Genomic DNA, 22,498 nt, shown 5'->3' on the forward strand with positions numbered 1-22,498 from the left:
CGCACATCACTCGAAATACGCTGCAAATTCGTCGTCAAAGGATTCTGCCTGTCCGGGACCGATATAGCGCTTGAGTTGGCGCATATCGACATCGCCCAAAACCATTCCAAGCAGTCGCGAAGCCATTTCCGGTTCTTGCTGCAAGCTGCGACTGATAAGATCGAAGGGCGTGCTGCCCCATCGCGCCGTTAGCAAGATCTGATCCACGACAAGGAAAAGATCGCGCGCATCCACGACTGGCGAGAGCGGCGCCAGATCGACGACAACATGGGTGTAGTCCTGCGTGGCCGATAGCAAAAAGTCACGCATCGCACTCGAGGCCAAAATATCGGTCGGATGTGAGGCCGCCACACTGTCAGACCAGCCAATTACATCAATCGCCGCGTCTGCAAAGCTCGCCATGCAATCGCGCCAGTCCGAAGCGCCTGCAAGCACCTTGGCGAGGTCATTCTCTGTGCCCAGACCCAGCATGTGGCTAAGTCTTCGGCTGCGCGGGTCACCGTCGACCAACAGTACGCGGCTTTGCGGCACCGCAAGAATACCAGCAAGATCAGCCGCGAGGGTAGTTTTTCCCTCATACGGCAGGACCGAGGTCACGCCGATCATGCGACCCGAACTGCTTGCGAGCGAGGCGATAGACACATGGCGGATCGCGCGCAGCGTCTCGCAATAGCGCGAGCGCGGTTCTACAATATGCGCCAGCGGGTAGTGGATCAGACGCCTACCTGTTGGCGGGGCATCGGGCGCGCTCGCTGTCTGTCGCTCAGGCGCGGCAACCTCGCGGCGCGTCATCGCGCGCTTGCGCTGCGCCAATGAGATTGGCGGCAGATAGCCAAGAAATCTGAGCTTCAGCCCATCCATGACCTCCGCCGCCGTGCGCAGGTTGTGTTCGCGCGTCTCCCGGATCGCGGCATGCACCAGCCCCGCCAGCAACCCAAGCACGATCACCAGTGCTAGCACCCTTTTGGCAGAGGGCGCGGCCGCATCGCGGGGCACCTCCGCGGCAGTCAGAACCCGGATCTGACTGCTTGAATACAAGCGTAGCTGTTCGGCACCCTGAAACTGAGTGAGAAATGTCTCATAGAGCCGCATCAATGTGTCGGTGCGCTGTTGCAGAAGGCGGTATTCGATCTGAGCGCGCAGGGCTTTTGAATTTTCCTCGACCAGCGGCACAAGCGTTTCGCGCAGGGACGTCACGCGGGCCTCTGCGACCTGCTGCGCGCCGCGCGCGATCTCGGCCTGACGCGCCATTTCGGAATAAAGACGCTGTGCGGATTCGTCGATTTGCGCATCAAGGATGGCAATTTGGGGATGATCGGGGCCAAAGTTACGCACCACCCCGGCACGCCGTTCACTCAGCGCGGACAGCGCTTGTCCCATCTGGACCAAGCGCGCATCTCCGGGCAAACTTAGACGGCCCTGATCTGCCGATTTCAGCGCCGCCGCACCGCGCGAAAGCGCCTCGTCGTAACTTGCTACCAAGGCACGGCTGCTTGCCGCCTCACCGCGCGCGAGTGACAGCTCGGCGTTCAGGCGGTTCAGGTTTTCCTCGGTAATAAGACCATCTCCGGTTGCCACCAGCCCAGCCTCGGCGCGGTAAGCTTCGGCTGCCATCGCGGCTTTGCGCGCATCGGCTTCCAGCTCTGACAAGCGTTGCTGAAGAAACTCGGTTGTGCGGGTTGTCGCCTCAAAGCTCGTGTTCAACTGATCCGAGATGTAGGCCTGCGTGTAGGCATTGACGATCCGCGCAGCCAAAACAGGATCGTGCAGCGCGATCTCAATCTGCAAGGCGGTGCTTCGCCCGATCCGGCTGACGACGAGATCGGATTGCAAACTGCGCGCGACTTGGTTTCTCGCGGCGTTCGCGGCTGGATCATCACCCGATCCGTCTGCCTCTGTACCGCTGCTCTCGCGCTTGGGAGATATCAGACGCACACCGGCACGGATCGTTCCCGAAATCGTCCCCATGATCCGTGACGCCAGCGAGGTGGGCGCATTCAGATAGGCGGCGTTGTCGTGTAGTTTGAGAATGTCGTCGACCCGCAGCGCCAGATCGCGCGACTGAAAGATCTGTTGCGCCGTCTCGACAGATGCGTCCGAAACTGTTTCGGTCACGGCCAGGTTTTCGACCTGACCGCTGGATTGACCCGACAACAAAACTGTCGATGCGGCACGATAGGTCGACGGGGTCGTCGCAAGGTAGGCCAACCCCAGCACGCAAAATCCCGCGATCCACGCCAGCATTACCCAACGCTGGCGTCGTGCTGCGCGCGCGAGCTTGCGAAAGTCGATCAAGACCTCGCCATCGGCTGAGGCTTGATCCACGCCCTGTCGTGTGGCGTATTCGCTTGCGCGCGCGCGTGGATCATTCATGCGGTTTAGCTCTCTTGGAAATATGGCGCACGCCTTGGGCGCTGGGGGAGGGGAGACGCGGTGGCGCGCCATACAGGTTTATTTGGCGCAGCCCTGACAGATGCGCGATGACGCCAGCGTGAAACGCCCCGCGCACGATATTGCGGTTGCGCGCCAGGGGGGACGGAAACTGTACCAGTGCGGCGAGGGCGCACCATGCGGTTTTAGCCATCGCCACCGCAGCGCTTGCAATGCGCTTGATCGCTGAGGGGGCGTCATGATGCAAGCTGGCATAGGTCTGCCCCATGCGATAGCGACGCAGCACCAGCCAGCGCAGTTGAGCACGCGCTGGCGGAACGCCCTCGCGCACGATGGCATCGGGGGCAAAGGCCAATTGGGCACCGTTGCGCCGAGCCGCCTCGAACCATGCGCTGTCTTCGCCACCCGTCTGTCCGCGCGCCAGATCAAAGCGCAGGCCGCTAAAGGCAGGGGCCGCGCAATTGATCATCGCGTTGCAGCTGTGACCCGCAATAGGTCGCCCATCAACGCCGATTTCGGGCATCGTGTCGTGCACTTTTGCCAACTGCATCCAGCGCGCCGCGTCGTCTTGATAGATCGCGTGCACGGGCCCAATCACCGCATCGGCCTGCACGCGTGTCATCACTTCATCCAGTTGCGCAATCCAGTCCGGCTGCGCTATTTCGTCATCGTCGATGAAGGCTAACCGCGCGGCCTTGGCCCGACGAGCAACGTCCAGAATGGCATTGCGCGCGATTGAAATATTGCGCGCCGGAGCGTGGATATATTCGACTACGTGCGTTGAGCGCGCGCCAAATTCTCGCACGACCGCTTCAGCGCTCGGGACGTCATCATTATCGGCAATGATGAGCGTCAGTGACATATCTGCGGGCAGGTTTTGGCGCGCGAGGCTTTCCAGCGTTTCGCGGAGCGAAGGGCGTTGAAAGGTGCAAATCCCGATGGCGATGATGCGATCCGTCATGGTGCCGCCCTCGAGACTTGCGCCACGCTGCCCGTTGCCAAGCCCGACCAAAAGCCACAAGACCAAGCCAGATGCATCAGCGCCGCAATTGCTCCGGCCGGCAGCCCGGTCCAGCCATGCCCTTGCAACGCCAACACCAAACCACCCGCCAGACAGGCGCTTAGCCACAGCACTGCGGGCAGCGCAAATAGCGGGTGAAGAGGGGCGAGCAGAGCCAGCAGGACGGCGGGCAACACCGCGATGGGAAGAGTTTGCCGTAGACGTGGCCATATTCGATGCTTGAGTTGCGTCTGCGCACGCCCACGGCCGAAATTGAAATATTGGCGCGCCAGAGCCGTCACAGAGCGTCGCGGGATATAGCCAAGCCCGGTGCGCCCGGTCAGCCATATTTTGCGCCCCGACGCGACAAGGCGCCGGTCAAGTTCAGCGTCCTCATTATGTGAAAAGCCCGCGTCATAGCCACCCATGGCGCAAAACGCATCAAGGCGCATCAACGCATGGTGCCCGTGCTCGACCCTCGCACCTGCGGGGGCACTACGATGCGCCGCGCCGCCATTCCCGATCCGCGTGTTTTGCGCCAATGCGGCTGCGCGTTGGAACGGAGTCTCGCCAATCGCGCGCATTGCGACAACGACGCTATCGGCCGCAGTCGCTTCGGCCTCGTCCAGCAGGATATCGCAATAATCCTCGGGGTAGCGCGCATGCGCATCGATGCGGATCAGCCACGCGGCATCCTTGGCAAATTGTGAAACGGCAAGGTTCACAGCAGCACTTTGCAGCCGCGCAGGGTTATTGAGCAGGTGCAGGCCGTCAAATGATGCTTGCAGGCGGGCAACGATATCGCGTGTCCCGTCCAAGGATCCGCCATCGACCACGACGATCGTCACCTTGCGACCGGCGCTCGCTGCGCGTTCACTGAAGGGGCGCAAGCCGTTGATCACCGCAGCGATATGGGCCGCCTCGTTCAGGGTCGGTATCACGACCAGCACCGCGCCCATATCTGCATCGATCTTGGATCGGGCGGTGGCGAGGTGCGCGGGCACAAAATCGGCATTCATGGCGTGACACCTGCCGGGCTTGCAAAGCGGCGCGCGTTTTCGGTGTCACTCGTCACACCTGACACAATCGCGCCAACCAGATCGCGGCAATCTTCCGGCTCAACGCGCCAGACTGAGAGAGATATTTTCTGTTGCGCCGCGCGCAGGCTGGCCAGTCGGGTCTGATCAAGCGATGCGAACATTTGTGCCGCAGCTTTTGGCGATGCGGTCGCCATTTGCAGGCCGATCCCCAGCCGTTCCGTCATGCGTGCAACTTCGGTTCCGGCAAGGCAGATCGGGGGCACGCCATTCAAGCCGCTTTCATATAACCGATTTGGCAGTAGCCAGTCCGAATTCGCGCCCTCGTCATAACGATCCACCAGCCAGGCAAAGTCTACCTCGGCGTAAATATCTGAAAGATCATCGGGATAGCGGTAGGGCCCTTGAAAGCTGAGGTCAGGATTTGCTGCAACAGTTGCGTCGAAATCCGGCACCGCGTCGTAGGCAGGTTGACCGCGCAATACCACCTTGTAGCGCCCCGGTGTCGCACGGGTGAGCCCGTCAAGGCACGCAAGAGAGGTCGCGCAACGCAGGATGCCGAACCAGCCAATGGTGATCTCCTTCCCCTTGATCTCGCGTGTCTGTCTTTCCTGAAAAAGCGGTGTGTCTGGCGCGGGCATTACCTTATTTTCGACCAGACGCATGGGGGCGTTGGTCTGGTGATACGCCTCGAAATAGCGGGTCACGAAAGCGGGCGAAGAGACCAGCACAAGGTCCACCGCCCGACATAATCCGCGTTCTAGCGCGCGCAGCGCCCTGCCGAACAGATCGTCGCGCAGCATCAGCCGATGGATGTCCAGCACCTCATAAATCAGTCTCGGCGCGTGCTGGCCCTTGCGTCGCGCGCGCTTCACCAACGGCACCGCCAGTGCGAGCGTTTCAAGATTGCGCGCGATGATCGCATCGTATTGCTGAGCGTCTGGCAGCCGTGCGCCAAACCGGGCATGCAGCACGCTCCATGCGCGTCTTGCCATGCGCGCATTGTGTGTGTGACCCAGAACACAAGCGGCTTCGGGAAGTGGGCCGTTGGCGCGACGAAACCCTGCCAACGTCACATTGGCACCGCCGCGGCGCAGCATCGCAACACGACGCCAGATCGCTGGATCGTCGAGATCATGGGCGATATAAAGGATCTGAGCGATCGGCGTCTGCCCGGTTTCGGATCGATCACCATGCAAGCCCGTATTAGCCAAATTGATGTCCTGCGGTCGGGAGGTCTTTCGCAGAACCTATCACGTTCCGGTGCGGCTGCGGCCAGAAACTGGGCTGAACCCGCGCTGTTGGCTGAATTTCGCCACCGCTTAGATTGAAATCTGATTTTGGGGCGACGGGTCTCGCTCTTATTGATCTTACGGGCTTTGCAAGGTTGTCGTCGGATGCCCTGATCGAACTTGGCGTCGCTATCCTGGCTGTATTTCATCACCATTGTGAGTCCGGAGGCTGAAGGCATCAGCCTTGACGTATCGATATGATGTTGCGGAAAATCGATGGCGCTTCGGACGGAAAATGATGGTGGTTTGTTCATGGACCGATAGAAACCGCTAAGTCACTTTGAAGACTTGAAGCGGCCCATACCCTTTTCGCATCGCCGCGCGTGTCAACCGCTCGCGAAAGCCAGCGCTTCTTGCCTCAGATTGACATCACGACTAGCGTCCAAGTGCTTTTTATCTTCTGGTGCAGGACTGTCGCGCCGGATCCCGATTGCGATCTTCGGACCAAAGCTCTGGCACGTGTAGATACGCCTCTCCGCGCGGGACATTTGTTTTAACCTTGCTGATTTGGGACGAAGGATATGCTCATGACAAAGAAGCAACGCGAGACACAACGCAAGTTGCGGACCCTGAGATACGCAGCGGGGACCGGCCATGTTACCAAGCCCTGCCGCTATTTTGGGATCGGTCGATCCAGTTTCTATCGGCGGCGGTAAGCTTACGGCTTTTAAATCCAGCTTGGTAGCTGGGGTGCATGAGCAGACTGATATCCCCAACCTACAAGACCAGAAACTGGTCAGCCAATAACGAAGCGCTCAAACGCGAAGGTTCGCTGACGATCTGCTGGCCGGTAGGCGCCTGACGGTGAGCGCCTGCCATCACCTGACGGGCAGCGGATTGACCTGCCATCGCCGCCAAACCGACCTGCCTTTCCATGAAAGGTGAAGGGCGCCCTGAGAACGATCTGCGGAATCGCTTTGGCCCGAACGAGCGAAGCCCCGGGCTGTTCGGCACCGCGTTGCGGCAGACGACCGGGTTCGTCGAAAGCCCGTTGCGCGTAGTCGGCCTTGACTGGTCGGTGCCGGACTTTAGCACCCTGTTGCGTCGTCAGAAGACCTTGGCCGTGAACATCACGCATCGCCGCTCCAAGGGCCCACCGAACTTGCTGATCGAGGTGCCCGTGCCGTGATCCTGTCTCGCACAACGCCAGGCCATGGAAGGCCGTGGCCAATGGCACCACGGAATGAGGCCCTGCGCGCCGCCAAATACCTCGGCCGTGCGTCATGGCGACAACAAACGCCGCGACCATCGCCGACGCCGCGTCGAGATTATGTTCGGCCGTCTGAAGATTTTACTCTCATTGAGTGTGTCGATCGATTGTTGGACAACGGGCAACACGCTGCGACCGGGGCCGAAGGTCTTCCTCTCCAAGCGACATGGCTGAGAACATGGGGTGCTCAATTTGCGCAACGTCGAGGGCGCAAAAGGGCTATGCGCCGCCCGGCAGTCGTTTACTTGCAAACGATGGGAGGGCGCGCGCTGGCGCGCCGATCCGGCTGGAGGTTGCGACAACGACTTGATCCAAAACCCGTAGCCTGCCTTATCGTAGGCCCTTGAGGGCGCGCTGGGACGTTGTTGCGATGATACCATGCTCCGGACCGTCGCTGACATCAATCATTTTACGAGAAATGCGTTGACTGGGACGGACCCGTTACCGAAATCTGGAGCGTGAAAGCAGTTGATCGCCAATGGTTTTTCTTGGAGCATTCAGCAATCTTCTCATGTGAAAGATGCTTAGGCGTGCATTGCAGAATTTCGGCGGGTCACGACTGGTTTGGTGTCCATTCAGCCAGATCTCGCATTCCTCGTCGTTGTGGCAGTCATAGCAATCAATGATATTCTTGCGGTTTGCGGCATAAAGGGCGTCGCAGAGATCCCCTTTGGGCAGAGAAACGCCACTTATTGCAAGCATACGGCGCCGCAACGTCATACGCTTTTCAAAAGCTCCGACGGTGGTTGCAAGCATGTTGTCGGTCATTGCACCTTGCTCCTATCTCTGCGTAGTCCGGTTCGATTTTGGACTGCTGATCTGGCGATTGTCCGGGCGAATCTCACTGAAGCGGCGCTTACCCGGAAAGGCTCATCGAGCGGCGAAATAGCAAGAGGCTTGCGGTAAAGAAGACAATCCCTAACCCCGCCATGAGTGCCAACTCGACCCAAATGGCATCCAAGCCTGCACCGCGGAACACCACCGCTTTGGCAAAGGCTAGAAAATGTCGCGACGGCAGCGCCATTGTCAGCTTTTGCACGATGTCCGGCTGGCTTTCGATCGCGCCCATGCCGCCCGAGAGCATGATGATTGGGATGACAACCATGATGACCAAAAGCGCAAACTGCGCCATGCTGCGCGCAACGGTGCCAAGAAACATTCCGATGGCGGCAGCGGCGGCTAGGTAGGTGGCGGTCCCCGCCAGCAGCAGCGGCACGGATCCCGCCATCGGCACCTGCAAGAGTTGTTCCACCACGAAGAACAGCGACAGCGTAAAGGCCGCCAGTACCACGACGACATTGGCGAGCACCTTGGACAGCGCGATTTCGAGCGGCGTCAACGGCATCACCATCAGGTGCTCGATTGTGCCCTGCTCGCGTTCTCGCAACATCGCCGCACCCGTCAACGCAATGGTCAAAAGCGAGAGCTGGTTCAGTAGCGATGACACCGCTTTGAACCAGACCGGATTGCCATTGGGGTTGAACGCACGGCGTAGTTCGAGCTGCACGGCCGGGTCAGGCGCGTCCGGGTTGCCCGAAAGGAAGGCGCGGGTTTCGGACGTCAGGATATTGGTAATGTAATCGATGCCAAGCTGCGCCTGAGAGACGGCAGTGGCGTCCACCTCAAGCTGGGCGGCGGGCATCTGGCCCGCAATCACATCCGCCTCGAAACCGGGCGGAAAGCCGAGAACGAACATGACTTGTCCGGCATCCATTTCGCTCTGCACCTGATCAGGGGCAATCATGAACGGTGGTTGAAACCAGGGTGGGCCGAGCGCAGAGGTCAGTTGCCGGCTGAGCGTGGAATTGTCCTCATCAAGAATGGCAATGGCGGCGTTGTAGACGGTATCTCCGGCTCCGCTCGCCTCTAGCATGACGGCGACGACAAAGGACCACAGGATCAGGATAACCATCACCGGATCGCCCAGAACGCTTTTTAACTCCTTGCCTGCAAGCCAGAAGATATTTGTCAGCCGCCGCATGATCATCGCTCCTGCTTGCGCAGCGCCAGCACGGCCAACGCGGTCAAAACTGGCCCGAAGGCGGCCAAGCGCAGCAAGTGGCCGGAAAGCTCGGTCAGGCCAAGACCTTTGGTAAAGGTTCCCACGCTGATCCCCATATACCAAGTGGTGGGCCAAAACGTTCCCATGATCCGCGCCGCACCCTCCAGCGAGGACACCGGCGTAATCATGCCGGAAAATTGCAGCGTTGGCATGACTGACAGGATCGCCGCCGCGAAAACGGCCGTCACTTGGGTGGCCGTCATCATCGACACCAGCAGGCCATAGCCTGTCGCAGCGACCGCATAAAGAGTTGCGCCCAGAACCAATGCCACTGGGTCACCCTTGAGCGGCACACCCAGGACGGTCACGACCAGTGCCGTCAAAATCACGAAATTCAACAGAGTGATGCCAATGTAGACCAGTTGCTTGCCAATCAGAAATTCAACGCGGCTGGTGGGGGTGACATAGAAATTGGTGATCGTGCCGATCTCTTTTTCACGCGCCACGCTGACTGCCATCAGGACCGCTGGGAATAGCAGCAGCAAAAGCGGCGGAATCGATGGGGCGATCGCGGGAAGGCTTTCCAGCGCCGGATTGTATTGAAGCCGCGGGATCAGTTGCACCGGGGCTACCGCATCTTGAGATTGCGACATCGCCAGCACGTTCAACGTCGGGGTCTCCTGCGCATCACTGGACAGGATGTTGGCATGTGCGCCTTTGACATAGCTTTCTACGGTGCTCGCGCGATTGGTGTCGGACCCGTCAATCAGCCCCGCGATCTCGGTTTCCTCGCCACGCCGCACGGATCGGCCAAAATCAGGTGGGATTTGCAGCGCCAACGCCAACTCGCCGCTTGCCATCCGGCTTTCCAACTCGTCTGTCCCCGTGATCGGCGCGTGTTCGGAAAACCATGCCGAGTCCTCAAACCCCGAGAGATAGGCACGGCTTTCCGGGCTTTGGTCCAGATCAAAGGCCGCGTAGGGAATGTTGCGCACTTCTTGTGAAATTCCAAAAGACATAATAAGCAATAACAAGGCACTACCGACAAATGAGAACACCAGACGCACCGGATCGCGGCGCACCTGCATTGCCTCGCGGGTCGTATACGCCAACAGCCGCGCAAGGCTGAAACGCGGCGAGGACGTGGCCTGAGTTTGCGCAGCCTCAGTGGTCAACAAGCCTTCATCCGCCGGTGCCTCGGGTGGTGCGGCGTCGATCATGTAGGCGATAAAAGCGTCTTCCAGAGTTTGCACCCCGCGCGCCGCGATCAGCGCCTTCGGGGCATCCGACACCAACACTTTTCCAGCATGCATCAGCGATATTCGGTCGCAGCGCATGCCTTCATCCATGAAATGTGTCGAGATGAAAATCGTCACCCCGTCACGATGCGCCAGTTCCAGCAGCATCACCCAAAAGGCATCGCGTGCCTGCGGATCGACGCCGGATGTCGGCTCGTCGAGGATCAGAATGCCGGGCGCATGGATCACCGCAACAGCCAACGACAAACGTTGCCGCACGCCCAAGGGCAAAGACGCGGCCCCTTGGTCGAGATAGGGTTCTAGTCCGAAACGCGGCACCAGTTCTGCCATCCGTTTCGCCGTCAGATCGCTGCCCAGATGAAACAACCGCGCGTGCAGCAGGAGATTCTCGCGCACCGTCAACTCGCCGTAAAGCGAGAAGGATTGCGACATGAAGCCGACCCGGCGGCGCGCATCAAGATCCTGCGCATCGACTGGTTGACCAAAGATCCACGCCTCACCCTCGGTCGCGGGCAAAAGCCCGGTCAGCATCTTCATGGTCGTTGTCTTGCCGCAGCCGTTGGAGCCGAGGAAGCCAAAAATCTCGCCGCGTGCGATCTCAAAGCTGACGTTGTCCACGGCAGTAAAGTCACCAAAGCGTTTGGTCAGGTTCTGGGCGCGGATGGCGGGCGCTGCCGTCGCGGCATCGGTGCCCGGGTGGGGGTCGGCGGGGGCAGGGGGGCCGGCATCGCCCGTCGTGCCGCCCAGCAGCGCGACATAGGCGGCCTCGATGGTGCTGGTCCCCGTGCGCGCCTCTAGGTCGGCGGGACTTCCCTCGGCTAGGATCTTCCCCGCATCCATCGCCACCAGATGCCCGAACCGCGCCGCTTCTTCCATATAGGCTGTGGAGACGAGCACGCTCATCTCTGGGCGGTCGGCGCGGATCGCGTCGATCAAATCCCAGAACTGGCGTCGCGATAGCGGATCAACCCCGGTCGTTGGTTCGTCCAGCAGCAAGAAGTCCGGATCGTGGATCAGCGCGGCACAAAGCCCCAGCTTTTGCTTCATCCCGCCCGATAGCTTCCCCGCAGGCCGAGCCATGAACGGCGCCAGGCCGGTGGCGCGCGTCAGTCGTGAAATCCGCGCGTTGCGTTCAGCCTTGTCCAGCCCATAGAGTTTGCCGAAGAAGTCCAGATTTTCGCGCAGACTTAGATCATGGTAAAGGTTCTTGCCCAGCCCTTGCGGCATGAATGCGATCCGCCGGCCAGCGTCGGCCCGGTGGCGCGCGCTGGCCATGTCGCCACCCAGCGTTTCGACGTGGCCCGTCTGCAACTTTTTGGCTCCGGCGATCAGGCCCATCAATGTGGATTTGCCCACGCCATCGGGCCCGATCAGTCCGACCATTTGCCCGGCGGGCAGGTCCAGCGTCACCTCATGCAGCGCCTGCACCTTGCCGTAGAGGTGGCTTACCCCCTTCAGCCGTGCGGCATGTGGCTTTGGGGCGGTGGTCATTGCTCAGCACCCGAAACCGCAGTGCTCACGCCGCTTGATGCCGCCCCATCCTGCGGCGCAGGCAGGGCCGAGACAAGCGGCGGCGTCAGCCCGTCGGGCCAGTCGGGAACGGTGCCGTCCGTCCCCGCCAAACGCACCCACGCCACGCCACGCACGCCGGTTTTGACCTGAGCAAGACGTGCAGCCACAAGCTCTTGCGGAATGCGCACGCGGACCCGGAACATCAAGCTTTCACGCTCCTCGATGGTCTCTACCTGTTTGGGCGTGAATTGCGCCTGTGGCGCGACGAAGCTTACAATCGCGGGCACCGCGAAATCGGGCATGATATCAACCACGATGCGCGCCTCATCGCCAAGCCGCACCCTTGGGGCATCGCTCGCGGACAGGAAGAACTCCATATAGACATCGCCGAGGCTGACCAGTGTCAGCACCTTGCCACCACTGCCCAGCACCTCGCCCGGCTGCGCCAGACGGTAAAGTACGCGGCCCGCTTCCGGTGCGCGAAGTGTGCTGTCGGTGATGTTTGACTCGATGCCGCGCAGGTTTGCGTTTTCGGCGTCCACGGCGCGTTGCTTGGCAATGAGCGTCGCCTTGGCTGCCTCAAGACTGGCGACATCCACTTGCACCTTCGTGCGGCTGATATCGAGATTGGCCTGCGACACCACATCTCGCGCGCTCAGGGTCTCGTTGCGGGTCAATTCGCTTTGTGACAGCGCCAGGTTCGCTTCTGCCTGAGCTACGCCGGCTTGCGCTACGCCCACAGCAGCCTCTGCGCTGGCTATTGCCGCCTGTGCCTGCATCTTTTGCGCTTGCAATACGTCGGTGTCCATCACCGCCAGAACGTCGCCGGGCTGCACCAGATCGCCTTCGCGCACGCTGATTTTTGAGACACGCCCGGCCATCTGCGTCGAAATGTCAACCAGATCCGCCTCGACCCGCCCATTGCCGCGGGCAAATCCTTCGGGCGGCAGATCGCTTGGAGCCAACAAGACCTTCCAGACAGCGTAACCCAGAAAAGCCGCCAGCACAGCCAGCACGAGAGCAATCGAAATCTTGCGTGACATGAGTCAGGTATCTCCTTTTGGATCATTTTGCTGCGCCTCCGGCGGGTGACCATGATAAAAATCAAGGAGCACCGAAATGGCTTGCTCTGCGGTTTCAACCAAGGTGAACAGCTTGCGGTCCTGCGGCGCGATCATGCCCTCGGACACCAGAAAATCGAAATCTATCGCACGGTTCCAGAACTCAGGTCCGAAAAGCACGATTGGAAGTTTGGGCATCTTGCCGGTTTGCACGAGGGTCAGAACTTCGAACACCTCATCAAGCGTACCAAAGCCGCCCGGAAATGCGACAAGTGCCTTGGCGCGCATGAGTAAATGCATCTTACGCAGGGCGAAATAATGAAACCGAAACGCCAAGTCGGGCGTGATGAATGGGTTTGGTTTCTGTTCGTTTGGCAGAGTGATGTTAAACCCTGCCGAGCGCGCGCCGACATCGAAGGCGCCGCGGTTTGCGGCTTCCATGACGCCCGGGCCACCGCCAGTGACAACGACAAAGTCGCGTCGATCTTTCTGCTGGAATTGCTGCGACAGCAGTGTGGCAAGGCGGCGGGCTTGGGTATAATAACGCGACAGGCGCATTTGGCGGTCGGCATCGGCAACGGCCTTAACGGCTTCCACGTCGCTCGGATTGCCAGATTGGTGAGATAGGGCTTCGCTCAAACGCGTTTGTGCAACTTCTGGCGACACGATACGGGCGCTGCCGAACACCACCACGGTTGAGCGGATAGCCTGATGTCGCAAAGCGCGTTCGGGCTTCAGCAGTTCCATCTGCAAGCGCAGCGGGCGCAAATCATCCTCTTCCATCAGGTCAGCGTCCCCATAGGCCAGTCGATATGCGGGGTTCTCAAGGATCGCCGCCGTCAGCGCGTCACGTTCATGCTCACTGATCATAGCGGGCACCGAATTCGGGCGCTGCAAGATCGACGCTAGATCCAAGCTCGGGAACAGTCACGTGCCACCCATTGTTCGCGCGCAGCTTTTGCGCAAATTCCGTGGCCGCCCCGGCTTCCCCGTGCACAACGAAGGTTCGCCGCGGAGGAGTCTTGAAGCCTTTTGCCCAAGCCAAAAGCGCTGTGCGGTCGGCGTGGGCCGAAAACCCGTTCAACGTGCGAATGGTGGCCCGGACAGGCACATCATCCCCAAACAGACGAACTCGTTTCGCGCCTTCCACCAGCCGTCGGCCCAAAGTGCCCGCGGCTTGGAACCCGGTGATCAACACCAAGCTTTCACGTCGAGGCAGATTTTCGCGCAGATGATGGCGGATGCGCCCCGCGTCGCACATTCCGCTCGCCGAAATGATAATGGCACCGGATCGAATATGGTTAAGGGCCTTGGATTCCTCGACGCTCGCAGTGAAATGCAGGTAAGGCAGATCAGCGCCGACTTTGTGCCAGCCTGCCAGTTTCTTCGCCTGATCGTCGAACAGTTCAAGATGCTGGCGGGTGATCCGGGTGGCTTCGGTGGCCATCGGCGAGTCTACAAAGACATTCAGATCGTGCAATCGTCCTTCGCAGGTCAGGCGGTGCAAATGGTAAAGCACTTCTTGTGTGCGCCCGACCGCAAAGGCGGGAACGATGATGTTGCCGCCCCCGGCATGGCGGGTGTGCTCGATGATCTCGATCAGATCATTGACAGACGTGGTCTGATCCGCGTGATCCCGGTCGCCATATGTGGATTCGATGAGCAGATAATCGGCATCTTCGATGGCTGTCGGATCGCGAAGAATTGGCCGCCCTGGTTGTCCAAGGTCGCCGCTAAACACGATCTTGGTGGTCTTGCCGTCTTCGTCGATCCAAACCTCGATGATGGCGGAGCCGAGAATATGCCCAGCATCGCGGAAACGACAGCGCATTCCGGGCTTGGGTTCCAGCATGTCGTCATAAGAGACCGGGCGCACCTGACGGAGGCAATCGCGAGCGTCCTCCATCGTATAAAGAGGTGCAGGTGGGGCAGTCTTGCCGTGCCGGGATTTGCGTCGGGCGCGCTCTGCGTCGGATTCCTGAATGTGGGCGCTGTCGGGAAGCATCACGCCAAGCAGATCCGCTGTGGCCTCGGTTGTGTAGATCGGGCCCGCGAAGCCCGCGCGCGTCAGCTTGGGAAGCAACCCGCTGTGATCGATATGTGCGTGGGTCAAAAGCACGAAGTCGATTGTTCGCGGATCGAAGTCAAAGGGTTTGCGGTTGCGTGCAGGCGCCTCGCGCCCGCCCTGAACCATGCCGCAATCGACCAGAAACCGAAGACCCGTGGCTTCGATCAGATAACACGAGCCGGTGACTTCGCGGGCGGCCCCTAAAAAGCGGATATTCATGACGCCTTTGTCGTTCATCATTGACCACCTGTGCCCGTTGCGATGCCGCGCCGATAAATGGCAAAGACGCGCGGCGCGTCGGCGCGCATCCGCTCCATGTCGCCCGCGATCAAGGACTGCATCACCAACCCTTGTATTGTGCCGATGAACAACGTGGCTGCGGCGTCGCTATCCAATTCTGGGGGCAGTTCGCCACACGCCTTTCCCGTCTCGATAAGGGCGTTCAGACGGGCCGCATACTGCTTTAGCAAAGCCTGCGCCAAGCGCTTGGCAGGTGTCGCACTGGCCCCCTGAAGTTCGCCAAACAGCATCCGAGGGGCACCGGGATGGTCAGCGACAAAGGCCACATGGGCAAGGAACATCGCCTGCAGCGCCTCCAGCGGCGAGTCGATCCCTTTGGCAGCCTTTTCGATTCGTGCCATCAGGCGTTCAGCGACCCATTTCATCGCCGCCTGCCAGATCGCCTCTTTGTTGGGGAAATGGCGAAACAGCGCGCCTTGGGTCAGGCTCATATGCTTTGCAATTGCGGCCGTCGTAATCTCGCTCGGATTGGTCGAGCCGGCAAGATCGACCACCGCCTCGACGGTGACATTTCGCCGTTCGGCTGCTGGAAGATTCCTTGGTCGGATGGATTTGTTCATGGGCGAATCCCCGCTTGCCAAGCCGTGAAGGCGAGGCACCCCATAGACAGGACCATCGCCAAGCCGCCACCAAGAACGAAGATCGCAGACGCTCCGAACAGCACCTCCAAGAAGATCCCCAACGGCATCAACATGCCCGCCAGCGCCAGCCCGGAAATCAAACGGGTCGAGACAGCAGTGACCGGCAGACGCAACAAAACAAGTCCAACCGCGATGTTGATCAGCGCGAACAGATTGCCATGCGCATGGGCCAGACGGGGTTCAAAATGTTTGCCGAACGCGGATCCCGCGAGCCACTGCTCTTTGCCGGGCGTGAAGTCGCGCAGGAAAATCAGGGAAAAGTCACAAAGCATGAGCATTGTGAGGAACAGGAAACCTGTTGCGATGTTGGTCTTGCCGGTGAACATGATGGACCTCTCCTTGCCTCCGGTAGGTGGACCTTCGCCTTACTTGTCAGTATGGCTTGAAAAAAGAAAGTAATCAATTACTATCTTTTATACCAGATGAGTCTTTCACAAGATGCGGTCCGGGCATCCGTCGTTATCAAAGCCGCCCGGTTTAGATGTAGGAGGCCTGACTGATGGATGAGAAAAGCAAGGATCCAGTGGTAACGCTGCACAAGGTTCGTGACGAGATTGGGTTTGGGAACGCAGGGGCGCGTCGCGGAGCAGTCCAGCCTCAGACCCCAGCAAACGACGCCGATGGTCGAGATCCGACAGCAACGACTTTGACGAAACCGAAAGCGGTTGGGCAGGCGCAGCAAACCGGGCTAGGCGCGGATGCGGTTTCAACCGGTCACGAAGCCCTCGATCACGTCATGCACGCCTCTCTTGCTCGTTTCACACACGGGCTGTCGCCGACAGCACTGATGGGCGCGTGGTTTGACTGGGCCACGCATATTGTCGCCGCACCGGGCAAGCGCCTGCAACTTGTGGACAAGGCCGCCGACAAGGTCCGTCGGCAAGCCATGTTTGCAATAAAATGTGCCAGTTTGACTGACACGGCCAAGCCCTGCATCGAGCCGTTGCCGCAGGATAACCGGTTCAGCGCCGATGCTTGGCAGACAAAACCATTCAACATGATCTATCAGGGCTTCCTGCTTCAGCAGCAGTGGTGGCACAATGCGGTCACCGGCGTTCCCGGCGTCACAGCCGAACACGAGCGTCAGCTTCAATTCTTGACCCGGCAGTTGCTTGATACTGTCTCCCCGTCGAATTTCCTGCCTACCAATCCCGAGTTGCTGCAAAAAACGCGCGACGAGGCTGGCATGAATTTGGTTCGGGGGACGCAAAATTTCCTGAAAGATATGCAGGAGATGATGACCAACGCCTCTCCCGAAGGTGCCGAGGAGTTTCTGCCGGGCCGGGACGTCGCGGTGACGAAGGGCAAGGTCGTCTATCGCAATCGGTTGATCGAGCTCATTCAGTATGCCCCGCTCACAAAGACCGTACACCCCGAGCCGATCCTGATCGTCCCGGCGTGGATTATGAAATATTACATCCTCGATCTCTCGCCACAGAACTCGCTGGTAAAGTACCTCGTGGGTCAGGGATACACCGTCTTTATGATTTCGTGGAAGAACCCCGACGCAAGCGACCGCGACCTGACAATGGAGGATTATCGCCAACTCGGGGTGATGGCCGCTCTCGACGCGATCAAGGCAAGCATTCCGGGTCAGAAAATCCATGCCGCTGGCTATTGTCTGGGCGGCACCCTGTTGGCCATTGCCGCCGCCGCGATTGCCCGAGGAGAGGATGATCCGTTCGCCTCTCTGACGCTTCTCGCCAGCCAGGTCGACTTCACCGAGCCCGGCGAACTGCAGCTTTTCATCAACGATAGCCAACTCTCTTTTTTGGACAGCATCATGTGGAAACAGGGCTATCTCGACACCACCCAGATGGCCGGAGCGTTCCAGATGCTGCGCTCCAACGACCTGCTTTGGTCTCGTGTGATCCGGAACTATCTGAAGGGCGAACGGCGGTCGATGAACGACCTCATGGCATGGAACGCCGATGGAACGCGCATGCCATATGCGATGCATTCGCAATATCTGCGCCAGCTCTACCTTAACAACGATCTGGCTGAGGGTCGTTTCGAAGTTGACGGCCGTCCAGTTGCATTGTCCGACATCCGCGCCCCGATTTTTGCCGTCGGCACCGTGAAGGATCACGTCGCACCGTGGCGTTCCGTTTTCAAGGTACAGACTCTTACCGATGTCGACGTGACCTTTGCACTGACCAGCGGTGGGCACAACGCGGGCATAGTGAGCGAGCCCGGCCATCCGCGCCGGTCCTACCGGGTCCGGACAAAGAGGGCGATGGACCGTCATGTCGACCCACAGACATGGTTAGCAGAGACCGACACGCAGGATGGTTCGTGGTGGGAGGCGTGGGTGACATGGCTTGACGGGCGTTCTCGCAAACTGACCGCGCCACCCGCAATGGGCAATGCGAAGGCAGGCTATCCGACCATCACAGATGCACCGGGAACATATGTATTCCAAAAATAGAAATTCGTGGTCTTGCCGAAAGACCCGGTAAAGGATGAAGTAAATGGCTTCCAAACGAAACACTAGCTTGTTGATTGCGGCCATCGTTGCGCTTTTGTTTGGGGCGCTGACCATCCTCTCGGGGGGGCGCGCGCTGTTCGGTGGGGTTGAGGCACGCGCGGCAATCGGCGATGCCGTGCCGTTTGTGTTGTGGTTCAACTTCGTTGCTGGGTTTGCCTATGTTTTGGCCGGGATCGGACTGTTCTTGCAACGCCGCCCGGCGGTTTGGTTCTCGATCGCGATTCTGGCGGGCACCGTTGTGGTGTTGATCGCCTTGGGCGTCCATATACTGCAAGGCGGTGCCTACGAGATGCGCACCCTCGGTGCGATGATCCTGCGTGCGCTCGTATGGGCTGTTATTTCCGCAGTCGCCCTGCGACATCTGGGCCAAGGACGACGCACTGCAATTTAACGAAGCCCCCGAAAATTAACTAAGCCCCCAAAAAACCGCTCAACTACGAAACACTTGCCGAGCGTTTCCAAGCCTGTGTTGCAGCGTGTCACTGAAAACGTAGAACAAAGTGAACCGCCGCTGGAATCGAGGCAACGGCCGCGCTTTTGGCAAATTCACCTACTTCTAAACGCTCACGCCAAAGATTTTCCCGACAACGGACGTGATGGCCATCGCCGCCGCGCCCCAAAATAATACACGGGCTGTTGCGCGCAGTTTTGGTGCTCCGCCAACTTGGGCCCCTAAGGCACCAAGACCTGCGAGGCAGATCAAGGTCGTGATAACGACGGTTGGAATGATTTTATCGCTTGGCGCTATAATGGCGGCGGCAAGCGGCAGGGCTGCTGCAACGGTAAATGTAAGTCCAGAGGCAAGCGCCGCCTGCAATGGATTTGCGGTATGCACTTCGGACAGTCCAAGCTCATCACGCACATGAGCGCCGAGTGCATCTTTCGTGGTCAATTCCCGTGCAACCAAGGCTGCAGTTTCGAGGGACAGTCCACGTGACTGATAGATCGATGCCAGTTCCGCTTCTTCCGCCTCTGGGGTGTCGATGAGGGATTGTTTTTCGCGAGCGATGTCGGCGCGTTCAACATCGGACTGTGAACTGACCGAAACATACTCGCCTGCGGCCATCGACATAGCGCCCGCAGCAAGCCCAGCAGCGCCGGCCACCAAAATAGCTGTTGGGCTGGGGTCTGCAGCTGCGACACCGACAATCAGTGATGACACTGAAACGATACCGTCATTGGCGCCTAAAACAGCCGCACGCAGCCAACCTGCGCGATTGATGTAGTGCAACTCTTCGTGCGCAGATTTGTAGGGTAGGGTCATCATGATCTCCGTCAAGAATAGGCAATGCACATCTCCATATCGGCGGCTTATATATTTGATGCACTGTCTTAGCTATCGACAAAACTGTCATACGAGCACCAGCTGTTCCATCCCGGGCGATCGCATAAGGCGGGATTTCTTCCGCGAAATTTGGTTCGGACTCTATCGCTTCTCATTGAGTGGCCTCGCCCGGCCTTCGCCCGTAAAGATATCAAACTCTGCGAGGTAAGCGCCGGGGTGGAAGAGGTAATCGCCGGGGTGGAAATTGGTCATACTATGCTTTGTAGCTGGGAATTTGCAGTTCGGGCGAGCCTTGGGGGACACGGCGGCTCGCCCGACCTCGCGGCGCCATGATCAGACGCGTGTGGGCCCGGTGATCATGGTTCGTGCGAGGTTTTCAAGCTCGTCATCAATCTAGCTCCGAGCCAATCACCTTGCCCGAGATCGGATCGAGACGAAGTTTTAGTTTACGGCCGTCGCGATTAAGCACGTCCGCCTCATAGCCGTCGCGCTCCATCTCAATCTTGCGGATCTGGTAGCCCTCTGAGCGAAGGCCGTTTGATACCTCGTCCATATTTTTCCATTGGTTGCGAATCTGGTTCGCCTCGCCAGCGCGCTCGCGGTAGTTGGAGGGCGTGTCATATTCGGCCTCACCGTTGCGATACTCTTTGCGGTATTCGTTGGTCTCACGTTTTTGGCTTTGAACTTTAATGTTTTCGCGCTTCTGGGGCAGTATAATTTGCCCAGATTGTGCGCCCATTGCAGACGGGCCCTTGCCAGCCGGCCCCTGTGCCTGAGCCGCGCCCAAAGCAAAGCAACCAACGGCTGCGGTAATGGCGGTGGTGAAAATTATGCTGCGTTTCATTGTCATCTCCTGTGAATGAAACTGGGCGTGTTTGCCCGATGGACCAACAATGTCATAGGCGTGCTGATACTGCCCTGACGGGATCTGTCAGCGTTCTGTCAGGTTTGTTGGGTTACAAAGGCAGTATGAAACAGTTCATCACCATCCTTCTCGTCTTGCTGGCCAGCCCGGCACTTGCCGAGCGCGCGGGCGGCGGATCGTCCGGCCATAACGGCGGCGCCGACCATGATCGGGCGCGCAGTGCCGTCGAGCGTAACGAGATTCTGTCGTTGAAACAGATATCCTCGGCTATTCAGAAGCAATATGGCGGGCGCATCATCAAGGTCGAACTTGAAGAGAACGATCACCTCTATGTCTATAAGCTGAAACTTATCACGCCTCAGGGACGGATCGTTGAGCTTGAGGTCGACGCAGCGACCGGCTTGCTAGTCGGGAACAATGAAAAAGATGACGGCGAGGACAACTGATGCGTGTGCTGGCGGTTGAAGATGACCAGAGAATTGCGGCAGATCTGAAGACCGCCCTTGAGGCGGCCGGTTACCTCGTTGAGACGTGCGCGGACGGGCTTGATGCTTGGTTTCTGGGAGATACCGAAGACTACGATCTCGTCATTCTCGATCTCGGCCTTCCACATATGGATGGATTGAGCATTCTGAAAAAATGGCGCGCCAATGATCGCAAGATGCCTATCCTTGTGCTCACGGCGCGCGGTGCCTGGAGTGAGCGGGTCGAGGGAATTGACGCTGGCGCCGACGATTACCTGCCAAAACCGTTTCGCATGGAAGAACTCGTGGCGCGGGCGCGCGCACTAATCCGCCGTTCGGCTGGGCGCGCCTCGGCGAGCCAGAGCGTTGGCGATTTGACGCTCGACAGTAACCGAATGAGCGCCTCAATAGGTGGCGTTCCGCTTTCGATGACTGCGCTCGAATTTAGACTGCTTTCCTATCTCGTGCTGCATCGCGACCGGGTTGTGCCGCCAACGGAGCTACTTGAGCATCTTTACGGCGACGACGATTCTCGGGAAGCGAACGCGCTTGAGGCGGTCATTGCGCGCCTGCGCCGCAAGCTTGGGCCGGGTATAATTGGCACGCGACGCGGTTTTGGTTACTTTCTCGAAGGAGCTTGCGCGTGAGGCGTCTCTCACTCCGGCTGCGACTGGCGCTCGCGGGCGCGCTTGCCGTCGTGGTCGCATTGGTCATTGCCTCTATTGCGCTGACGGCCCTTTTCGCGGCCCATGTTCAGCGCCGCGCGGAAGCCGAGCTTGCGGTCCAGCTCGATCAGGTCGTGGCTGGGTTGGGACGTGACGCTAATGGTGCCCTTGCGTTGCAAAATCCGCCTGCAGATCCGCGCTTTGATCAGCCGCTGAGCGGGCTCTACTGGCAACTTGTGATCGGGGGCACGATCCTACGCTCGCGTTCGCTCTGGGATTACGTTTTACCCCTTCCTCCCGATGAACTGCCCAACGGTCAGGTCCACATCCATCTTCTTCCCGATCAGGCGGACGGCTCGCTTCTCACCCTTGAGCGCAGCGTCACGCTAGCGCCGTCTCTTGGACGCGAACAGGTTCGCGCTGCGGTCGCGCTTACTACGGCAGATCTCAATCAGGCACGGACCGATTTTCTGCGCGATCTCGTCCCCTATAACGTGATCCTCGCGATTGCCTTGATTGGGGCCGGCTGGGTTCAACTGTTTTTCGGCCTGCGTCCGCTTGCTGCGGTTGGTAAACGGGTTCTCGCAGTGCGATCTGGCCACCAGAAACGGCTTGGCGCTGATTTTCCGAAGGAAGTTTTGCCGCTTGCCATCGAGGTTGATGCTTTGATCGACGCGCGCGAAGCAGAACTAGAACGCGCAAGGCGGCGCGCTGGCGATCTCGCCCACGGGTTCAAGACGCCGTTGCAAGCCCTTCTGGGAGAGGCCGATCGCCTCCGAATGAACGATCAAAACGAAGCTGCGCGCGCGATTGAGGAAATAGCGGACTCGATGCGCCGTCATGTGGATCGGGAACTGACACGCTCCCGACTCGCAGGGGGTGCGACGACAGCAAAAACCAATGTTGAGAAGGTCGTGCAGAGGGTCATTTCCGTCGTGAGCAGAACGCCCCTTGGTGC

19 protein-coding genes and 3 pseudogenes are annotated in these 22,498 nt (G+C 59.3%); 8 read left to right on the forward strand and 14 right to left on the reverse strand.

Going from position 1 to position 22,498, the window contains the following annotated elements; all coding sequences use genetic code 11:
• Positions 1 to 6 precede the first annotated feature (6 nt).
• Genes ACN0SD_RS16645 through ACN0SD_RS16660 form a run of 4 tightly spaced genes read right to left on the reverse strand, consistent with a single transcriptional unit; the run spans position 7 to position 5,642 of the window.
• Positions 7 to 2,373: a Wzz/FepE/Etk N-terminal domain-containing protein gene (locus ACN0SD_RS16645; RefSeq protein WP_417809350.1), complete on the reverse strand. Its 2,367-nt coding sequence runs from the start codon at positions 2,371 to 2,373 to the stop codon at positions 7 to 9.
• A complete protein-coding gene (locus ACN0SD_RS16650) occupies positions 2,366 to 3,352 on the reverse strand; it encodes a glycosyltransferase (RefSeq protein WP_417809351.1) in 987 nt (328 codons plus the stop codon). Before ACN0SD_RS16650 ends, ACN0SD_RS16645 begins: the two co-directional genes overlap by 8 nt.
• A complete protein-coding gene (locus ACN0SD_RS16655) occupies positions 3,349 to 4,410 on the reverse strand; it encodes a glycosyltransferase family 2 protein (RefSeq protein ID WP_417809352.1) in 1,062 nt (353 codons plus the stop codon). Before ACN0SD_RS16655 ends, ACN0SD_RS16650 begins: the two co-directional genes overlap by 4 nt.
• Positions 4,407 to 5,642 carry a glycosyl transferase gene (locus ACN0SD_RS16660; protein ID WP_417809353.1) on the reverse strand — a complete coding sequence of 412 codons (1,236 nt, stop codon included), beginning with the start codon at positions 5,640 to 5,642 and terminating at the stop codon, positions 4,407 to 4,409. Before ACN0SD_RS16660 ends, ACN0SD_RS16655 begins: the two co-directional genes overlap by 4 nt.
• 605 nt (positions 5,643 to 6,247) lie before the next feature.
• Between ACN0SD_RS16660 and ACN0SD_RS16665 the strand changes: the two are divergent.
• From ACN0SD_RS16665 to ACN0SD_RS16675, 3 pseudogenes are all read left to right on the forward strand, one after another.
• Positions 6,248 to 6,373 (forward strand): annotated as a pseudogene (locus ACN0SD_RS16665) (IS481 family transposase); the annotation flags it as partial.
• Positions 6,374 to 6,414: 41 nt separating this feature from the next.
• Positions 6,415 to 6,834 (forward strand): annotated as a pseudogene (locus ACN0SD_RS16670) (transposase); the annotation flags it as partial.
• Between the two features lie 60 nt (positions 6,835 to 6,894).
• Positions 6,895 to 7,008: pseudogene (locus tag ACN0SD_RS16675) on the forward strand (IS5/IS1182 family transposase); the annotation flags it as partial.
• Positions 7,009 to 7,371: 363 nt separating this feature from the next.
• Here the strand turns inward: ACN0SD_RS16675 and ACN0SD_RS16680 are convergent.
• The 8 genes from ACN0SD_RS16680 to ACN0SD_RS16715 form a co-directional block, all read right to left on the reverse strand.
• Complete coding sequence (locus ACN0SD_RS16680) at positions 7,372 to 7,698, reverse strand: DUF6455 family protein (protein WP_417809354.1); 327 nt, start codon at positions 7,696 to 7,698, stop codon at positions 7,372 to 7,374.
• An 88-nt stretch (positions 7,699 to 7,786) separates the two neighbouring features.
• Positions 7,787 to 8,911 (reverse strand): ABC transporter permease, encoded by a 1,125-nt coding sequence (locus ACN0SD_RS16685; RefSeq protein ID WP_417809355.1) that lies wholly within the window; start codon positions 8,909 to 8,911, stop codon positions 7,787 to 7,789.
• Between the two features lie 2 nt (positions 8,912 to 8,913).
• Positions 8,914 to 11,682 (reverse strand): ribosome-associated ATPase/putative transporter RbbA, encoded by a 2,769-nt coding sequence (gene rbbA, locus ACN0SD_RS16690; protein ID WP_417809356.1) that lies wholly within the window; start codon positions 11,680 to 11,682, stop codon positions 8,914 to 8,916.
• Positions 11,679 to 12,746: an HlyD family secretion protein gene (locus ACN0SD_RS16695; RefSeq protein WP_417809357.1), complete on the reverse strand. Its 1,068-nt coding sequence runs from the start codon at positions 12,744 to 12,746 to the stop codon at positions 11,679 to 11,681. Before ACN0SD_RS16695 ends, rbbA begins: the two co-directional genes overlap by 4 nt.
• Positions 12,747 to 12,749: 3 nt before the next feature.
• The gene (locus tag ACN0SD_RS16700) at positions 12,750 to 13,634 is read right to left on the reverse strand and encodes an LOG family protein (protein ID WP_417809358.1); all 885 of its coding nucleotides are present in this window, start codon (positions 13,632 to 13,634) and stop codon (positions 12,750 to 12,752) included.
• On the reverse strand, positions 13,624 to 15,069 hold the full coding sequence (locus ACN0SD_RS16705; protein ID WP_417809359.1) for an MBL fold metallo-hydrolase RNA specificity domain-containing protein: 1,446 nt from the start codon (positions 15,067 to 15,069) through the stop codon (positions 13,624 to 13,626). The genes ACN0SD_RS16700 and ACN0SD_RS16705 overlap by 11 nt, the downstream gene beginning before the upstream one ends.
• Entirely contained in the window at positions 15,069 to 15,692 is a 624-nt protein-coding gene (locus ACN0SD_RS16710) for a TetR/AcrR family transcriptional regulator (RefSeq protein WP_417809360.1), read from the reverse strand. The genes ACN0SD_RS16705 and ACN0SD_RS16710 overlap by 1 nt, the downstream gene beginning before the upstream one ends.
• Positions 15,689 to 16,099 (reverse strand): hypothetical protein, encoded by a 411-nt coding sequence (locus ACN0SD_RS16715; RefSeq protein WP_417809361.1) that lies wholly within the window; start codon positions 16,097 to 16,099, stop codon positions 15,689 to 15,691. The genes ACN0SD_RS16710 and ACN0SD_RS16715 overlap by 4 nt, the downstream gene beginning before the upstream one ends.
• A 173-nt stretch (positions 16,100 to 16,272) precedes the next feature.
• Here ACN0SD_RS16715 and ACN0SD_RS16720 point away from each other — a divergent pair, with 173 nt between their 5' ends.
• Positions 16,273 to 18,201, forward strand: coding sequence for a PHA/PHB synthase family protein (locus ACN0SD_RS16720; RefSeq protein ID WP_417809362.1), 1,929 nt, complete (start codon positions 16,273 to 16,275; stop codon positions 18,199 to 18,201).
• Between the two features lie 43 nt (positions 18,202 to 18,244).
• Positions 18,245 to 18,652 (forward strand): hypothetical protein, encoded by a 408-nt coding sequence (locus ACN0SD_RS16725; RefSeq protein WP_417809363.1) that lies wholly within the window; start codon positions 18,245 to 18,247, stop codon positions 18,650 to 18,652.
• A gap of 165 nt (positions 18,653 to 18,817) precedes the next feature.
• Here the strand turns inward: ACN0SD_RS16725 and ACN0SD_RS16730 are convergent, their stop codons facing one another.
• Both ACN0SD_RS16730 and ACN0SD_RS16735 read right to left on the reverse strand, forming a co-directional pair.
• Positions 18,818 to 19,525, reverse strand: a complete 708-nt coding sequence (locus tag ACN0SD_RS16730) for a VIT1/CCC1 transporter family protein (RefSeq protein WP_417809364.1) — start codon at positions 19,523 to 19,525, stop codon at positions 18,818 to 18,820.
• Positions 19,526 to 19,934: 409 nt separating this feature from the next.
• Positions 19,935 to 20,390: a PepSY domain-containing protein gene (locus ACN0SD_RS16735; RefSeq protein WP_417809365.1), complete on the reverse strand. Its 456-nt coding sequence runs from the start codon at positions 20,388 to 20,390 to the stop codon at positions 19,935 to 19,937.
• A gap of 125 nt (positions 20,391 to 20,515) precedes the next feature.
• Here ACN0SD_RS16735 and ACN0SD_RS16740 point away from each other — a divergent pair, with 125 nt between their 5' ends.
• The 3 genes from ACN0SD_RS16740 to ACN0SD_RS16750 form a co-directional block, all read left to right on the forward strand.
• The gene (locus tag ACN0SD_RS16740; protein WP_417809366.1) at positions 20,516 to 20,857 is read left to right on the forward strand and encodes a PepSY domain-containing protein; all 342 of its coding nucleotides are present in this window, start codon (positions 20,516 to 20,518) and stop codon (positions 20,855 to 20,857) included.
• Positions 20,857 to 21,522 (forward strand): response regulator transcription factor, encoded by a 666-nt coding sequence (locus ACN0SD_RS16745; protein ID WP_417809367.1) that lies wholly within the window; start codon positions 20,857 to 20,859, stop codon positions 21,520 to 21,522. The genes ACN0SD_RS16740 and ACN0SD_RS16745 overlap by 1 nt, the downstream gene beginning before the upstream one ends.
• Positions 21,519 to 22,498: histidine kinase dimerization/phospho-acceptor domain-containing protein (locus ACN0SD_RS16750; RefSeq protein ID WP_417809368.1), on the forward strand; the 980-nt coding region annotated here is incomplete at its 3' end. The genes ACN0SD_RS16745 and ACN0SD_RS16750, both read left to right, overlap by 4 nt.

Source organism: Thioclava sp., assembly GCF_048263065.1.
Lineage (GTDB): Bacteria > Pseudomonadota > Alphaproteobacteria > Rhodobacterales > Rhodobacteraceae > Thioclava.

Bases quoted from the DNA above. Each gene is read 5' to 3' on its own strand.
- rbbA (WP_417809356.1), bottom strand. From the start codon at position 11,682: ATGACCACCGCCCCAAAGCCACATGCCGCACGGCTGAAGGGGGTAAGC.
- ACN0SD_RS16710 (WP_417809360.1), bottom strand. From the start codon at position 15,692: ATGAACAAATCCATCCGACCAAGGAATCTTCCAGCAGCCGAACGGCGA.
- ACN0SD_RS16720 (WP_417809362.1), top strand. From the start codon at position 16,273: ATGGATGAGAAAAGCAAGGATCCAGTGGTAACGCTGCACAAGGTTCGT.
- ACN0SD_RS16695 (WP_417809357.1), bottom strand. From the start codon at position 12,746: ATGTCACGCAAGATTTCGATTGCTCTCGTGCTGGCTGTGCTGGCGGCT.
- ACN0SD_RS16705 (WP_417809359.1), bottom strand. From the start codon at position 15,069: ATGAACGACAAAGGCGTCATGAATATCCGCTTTTTAGGGGCCGCCCGC.
- ACN0SD_RS16685 (WP_417809355.1), bottom strand. From the start codon at position 8,911: ATGCGGCGGCTGACAAATATCTTCTGGCTTGCAGGCAAGGAGTTAAAA.
- ACN0SD_RS16650 (WP_417809351.1), bottom strand. From the start codon at position 3,352: ATGACGGATCGCATCATCGCCATCGGGATTTGCACCTTTCAACGCCCT.
- ACN0SD_RS16730 (WP_417809364.1), bottom strand. From the start codon at position 19,525: ATGACCCTACCCTACAAATCTGCGCACGAAGAGTTGCACTACATCAAT.
- ACN0SD_RS16725 (WP_417809363.1), top strand. From the start codon at position 18,245: ATGGCTTCCAAACGAAACACTAGCTTGTTGATTGCGGCCATCGTTGCG.
- ACN0SD_RS16715 (WP_417809361.1), bottom strand. From the start codon at position 16,099: ATGTTCACCGGCAAGACCAACATCGCAACAGGTTTCCTGTTCCTCACA.
- ACN0SD_RS16700 (WP_417809358.1), bottom strand. From the start codon at position 13,634: ATGATCAGTGAGCATGAACGTGACGCGCTGACGGCGGCGATCCTTGAG.
- ACN0SD_RS16735 (WP_417809365.1), bottom strand. From the start codon at position 20,390: ATGAAACGCAGCATAATTTTCACCACCGCCATTACCGCAGCCGTTGGT.
- ACN0SD_RS16645 (WP_417809350.1), bottom strand. From the start codon at position 2,373: ATGAATGATCCACGCGCGCGCGCAAGCGAATACGCCACACGACAGGGC.
- ACN0SD_RS16680 (WP_417809354.1), bottom strand. From the start codon at position 7,698: ATGACCGACAACATGCTTGCAACCACCGTCGGAGCTTTTGAAAAGCGT.
- ACN0SD_RS16740 (WP_417809366.1), top strand. From the start codon at position 20,516: ATGAAACAGTTCATCACCATCCTTCTCGTCTTGCTGGCCAGCCCGGCA.
- ACN0SD_RS16745 (WP_417809367.1), top strand. From the start codon at position 20,857: ATGCGTGTGCTGGCGGTTGAAGATGACCAGAGAATTGCGGCAGATCTG.
- ACN0SD_RS16655 (WP_417809352.1), bottom strand. From the start codon at position 4,410: ATGAATGCCGATTTTGTGCCCGCGCACCTCGCCACCGCCCGATCCAAG.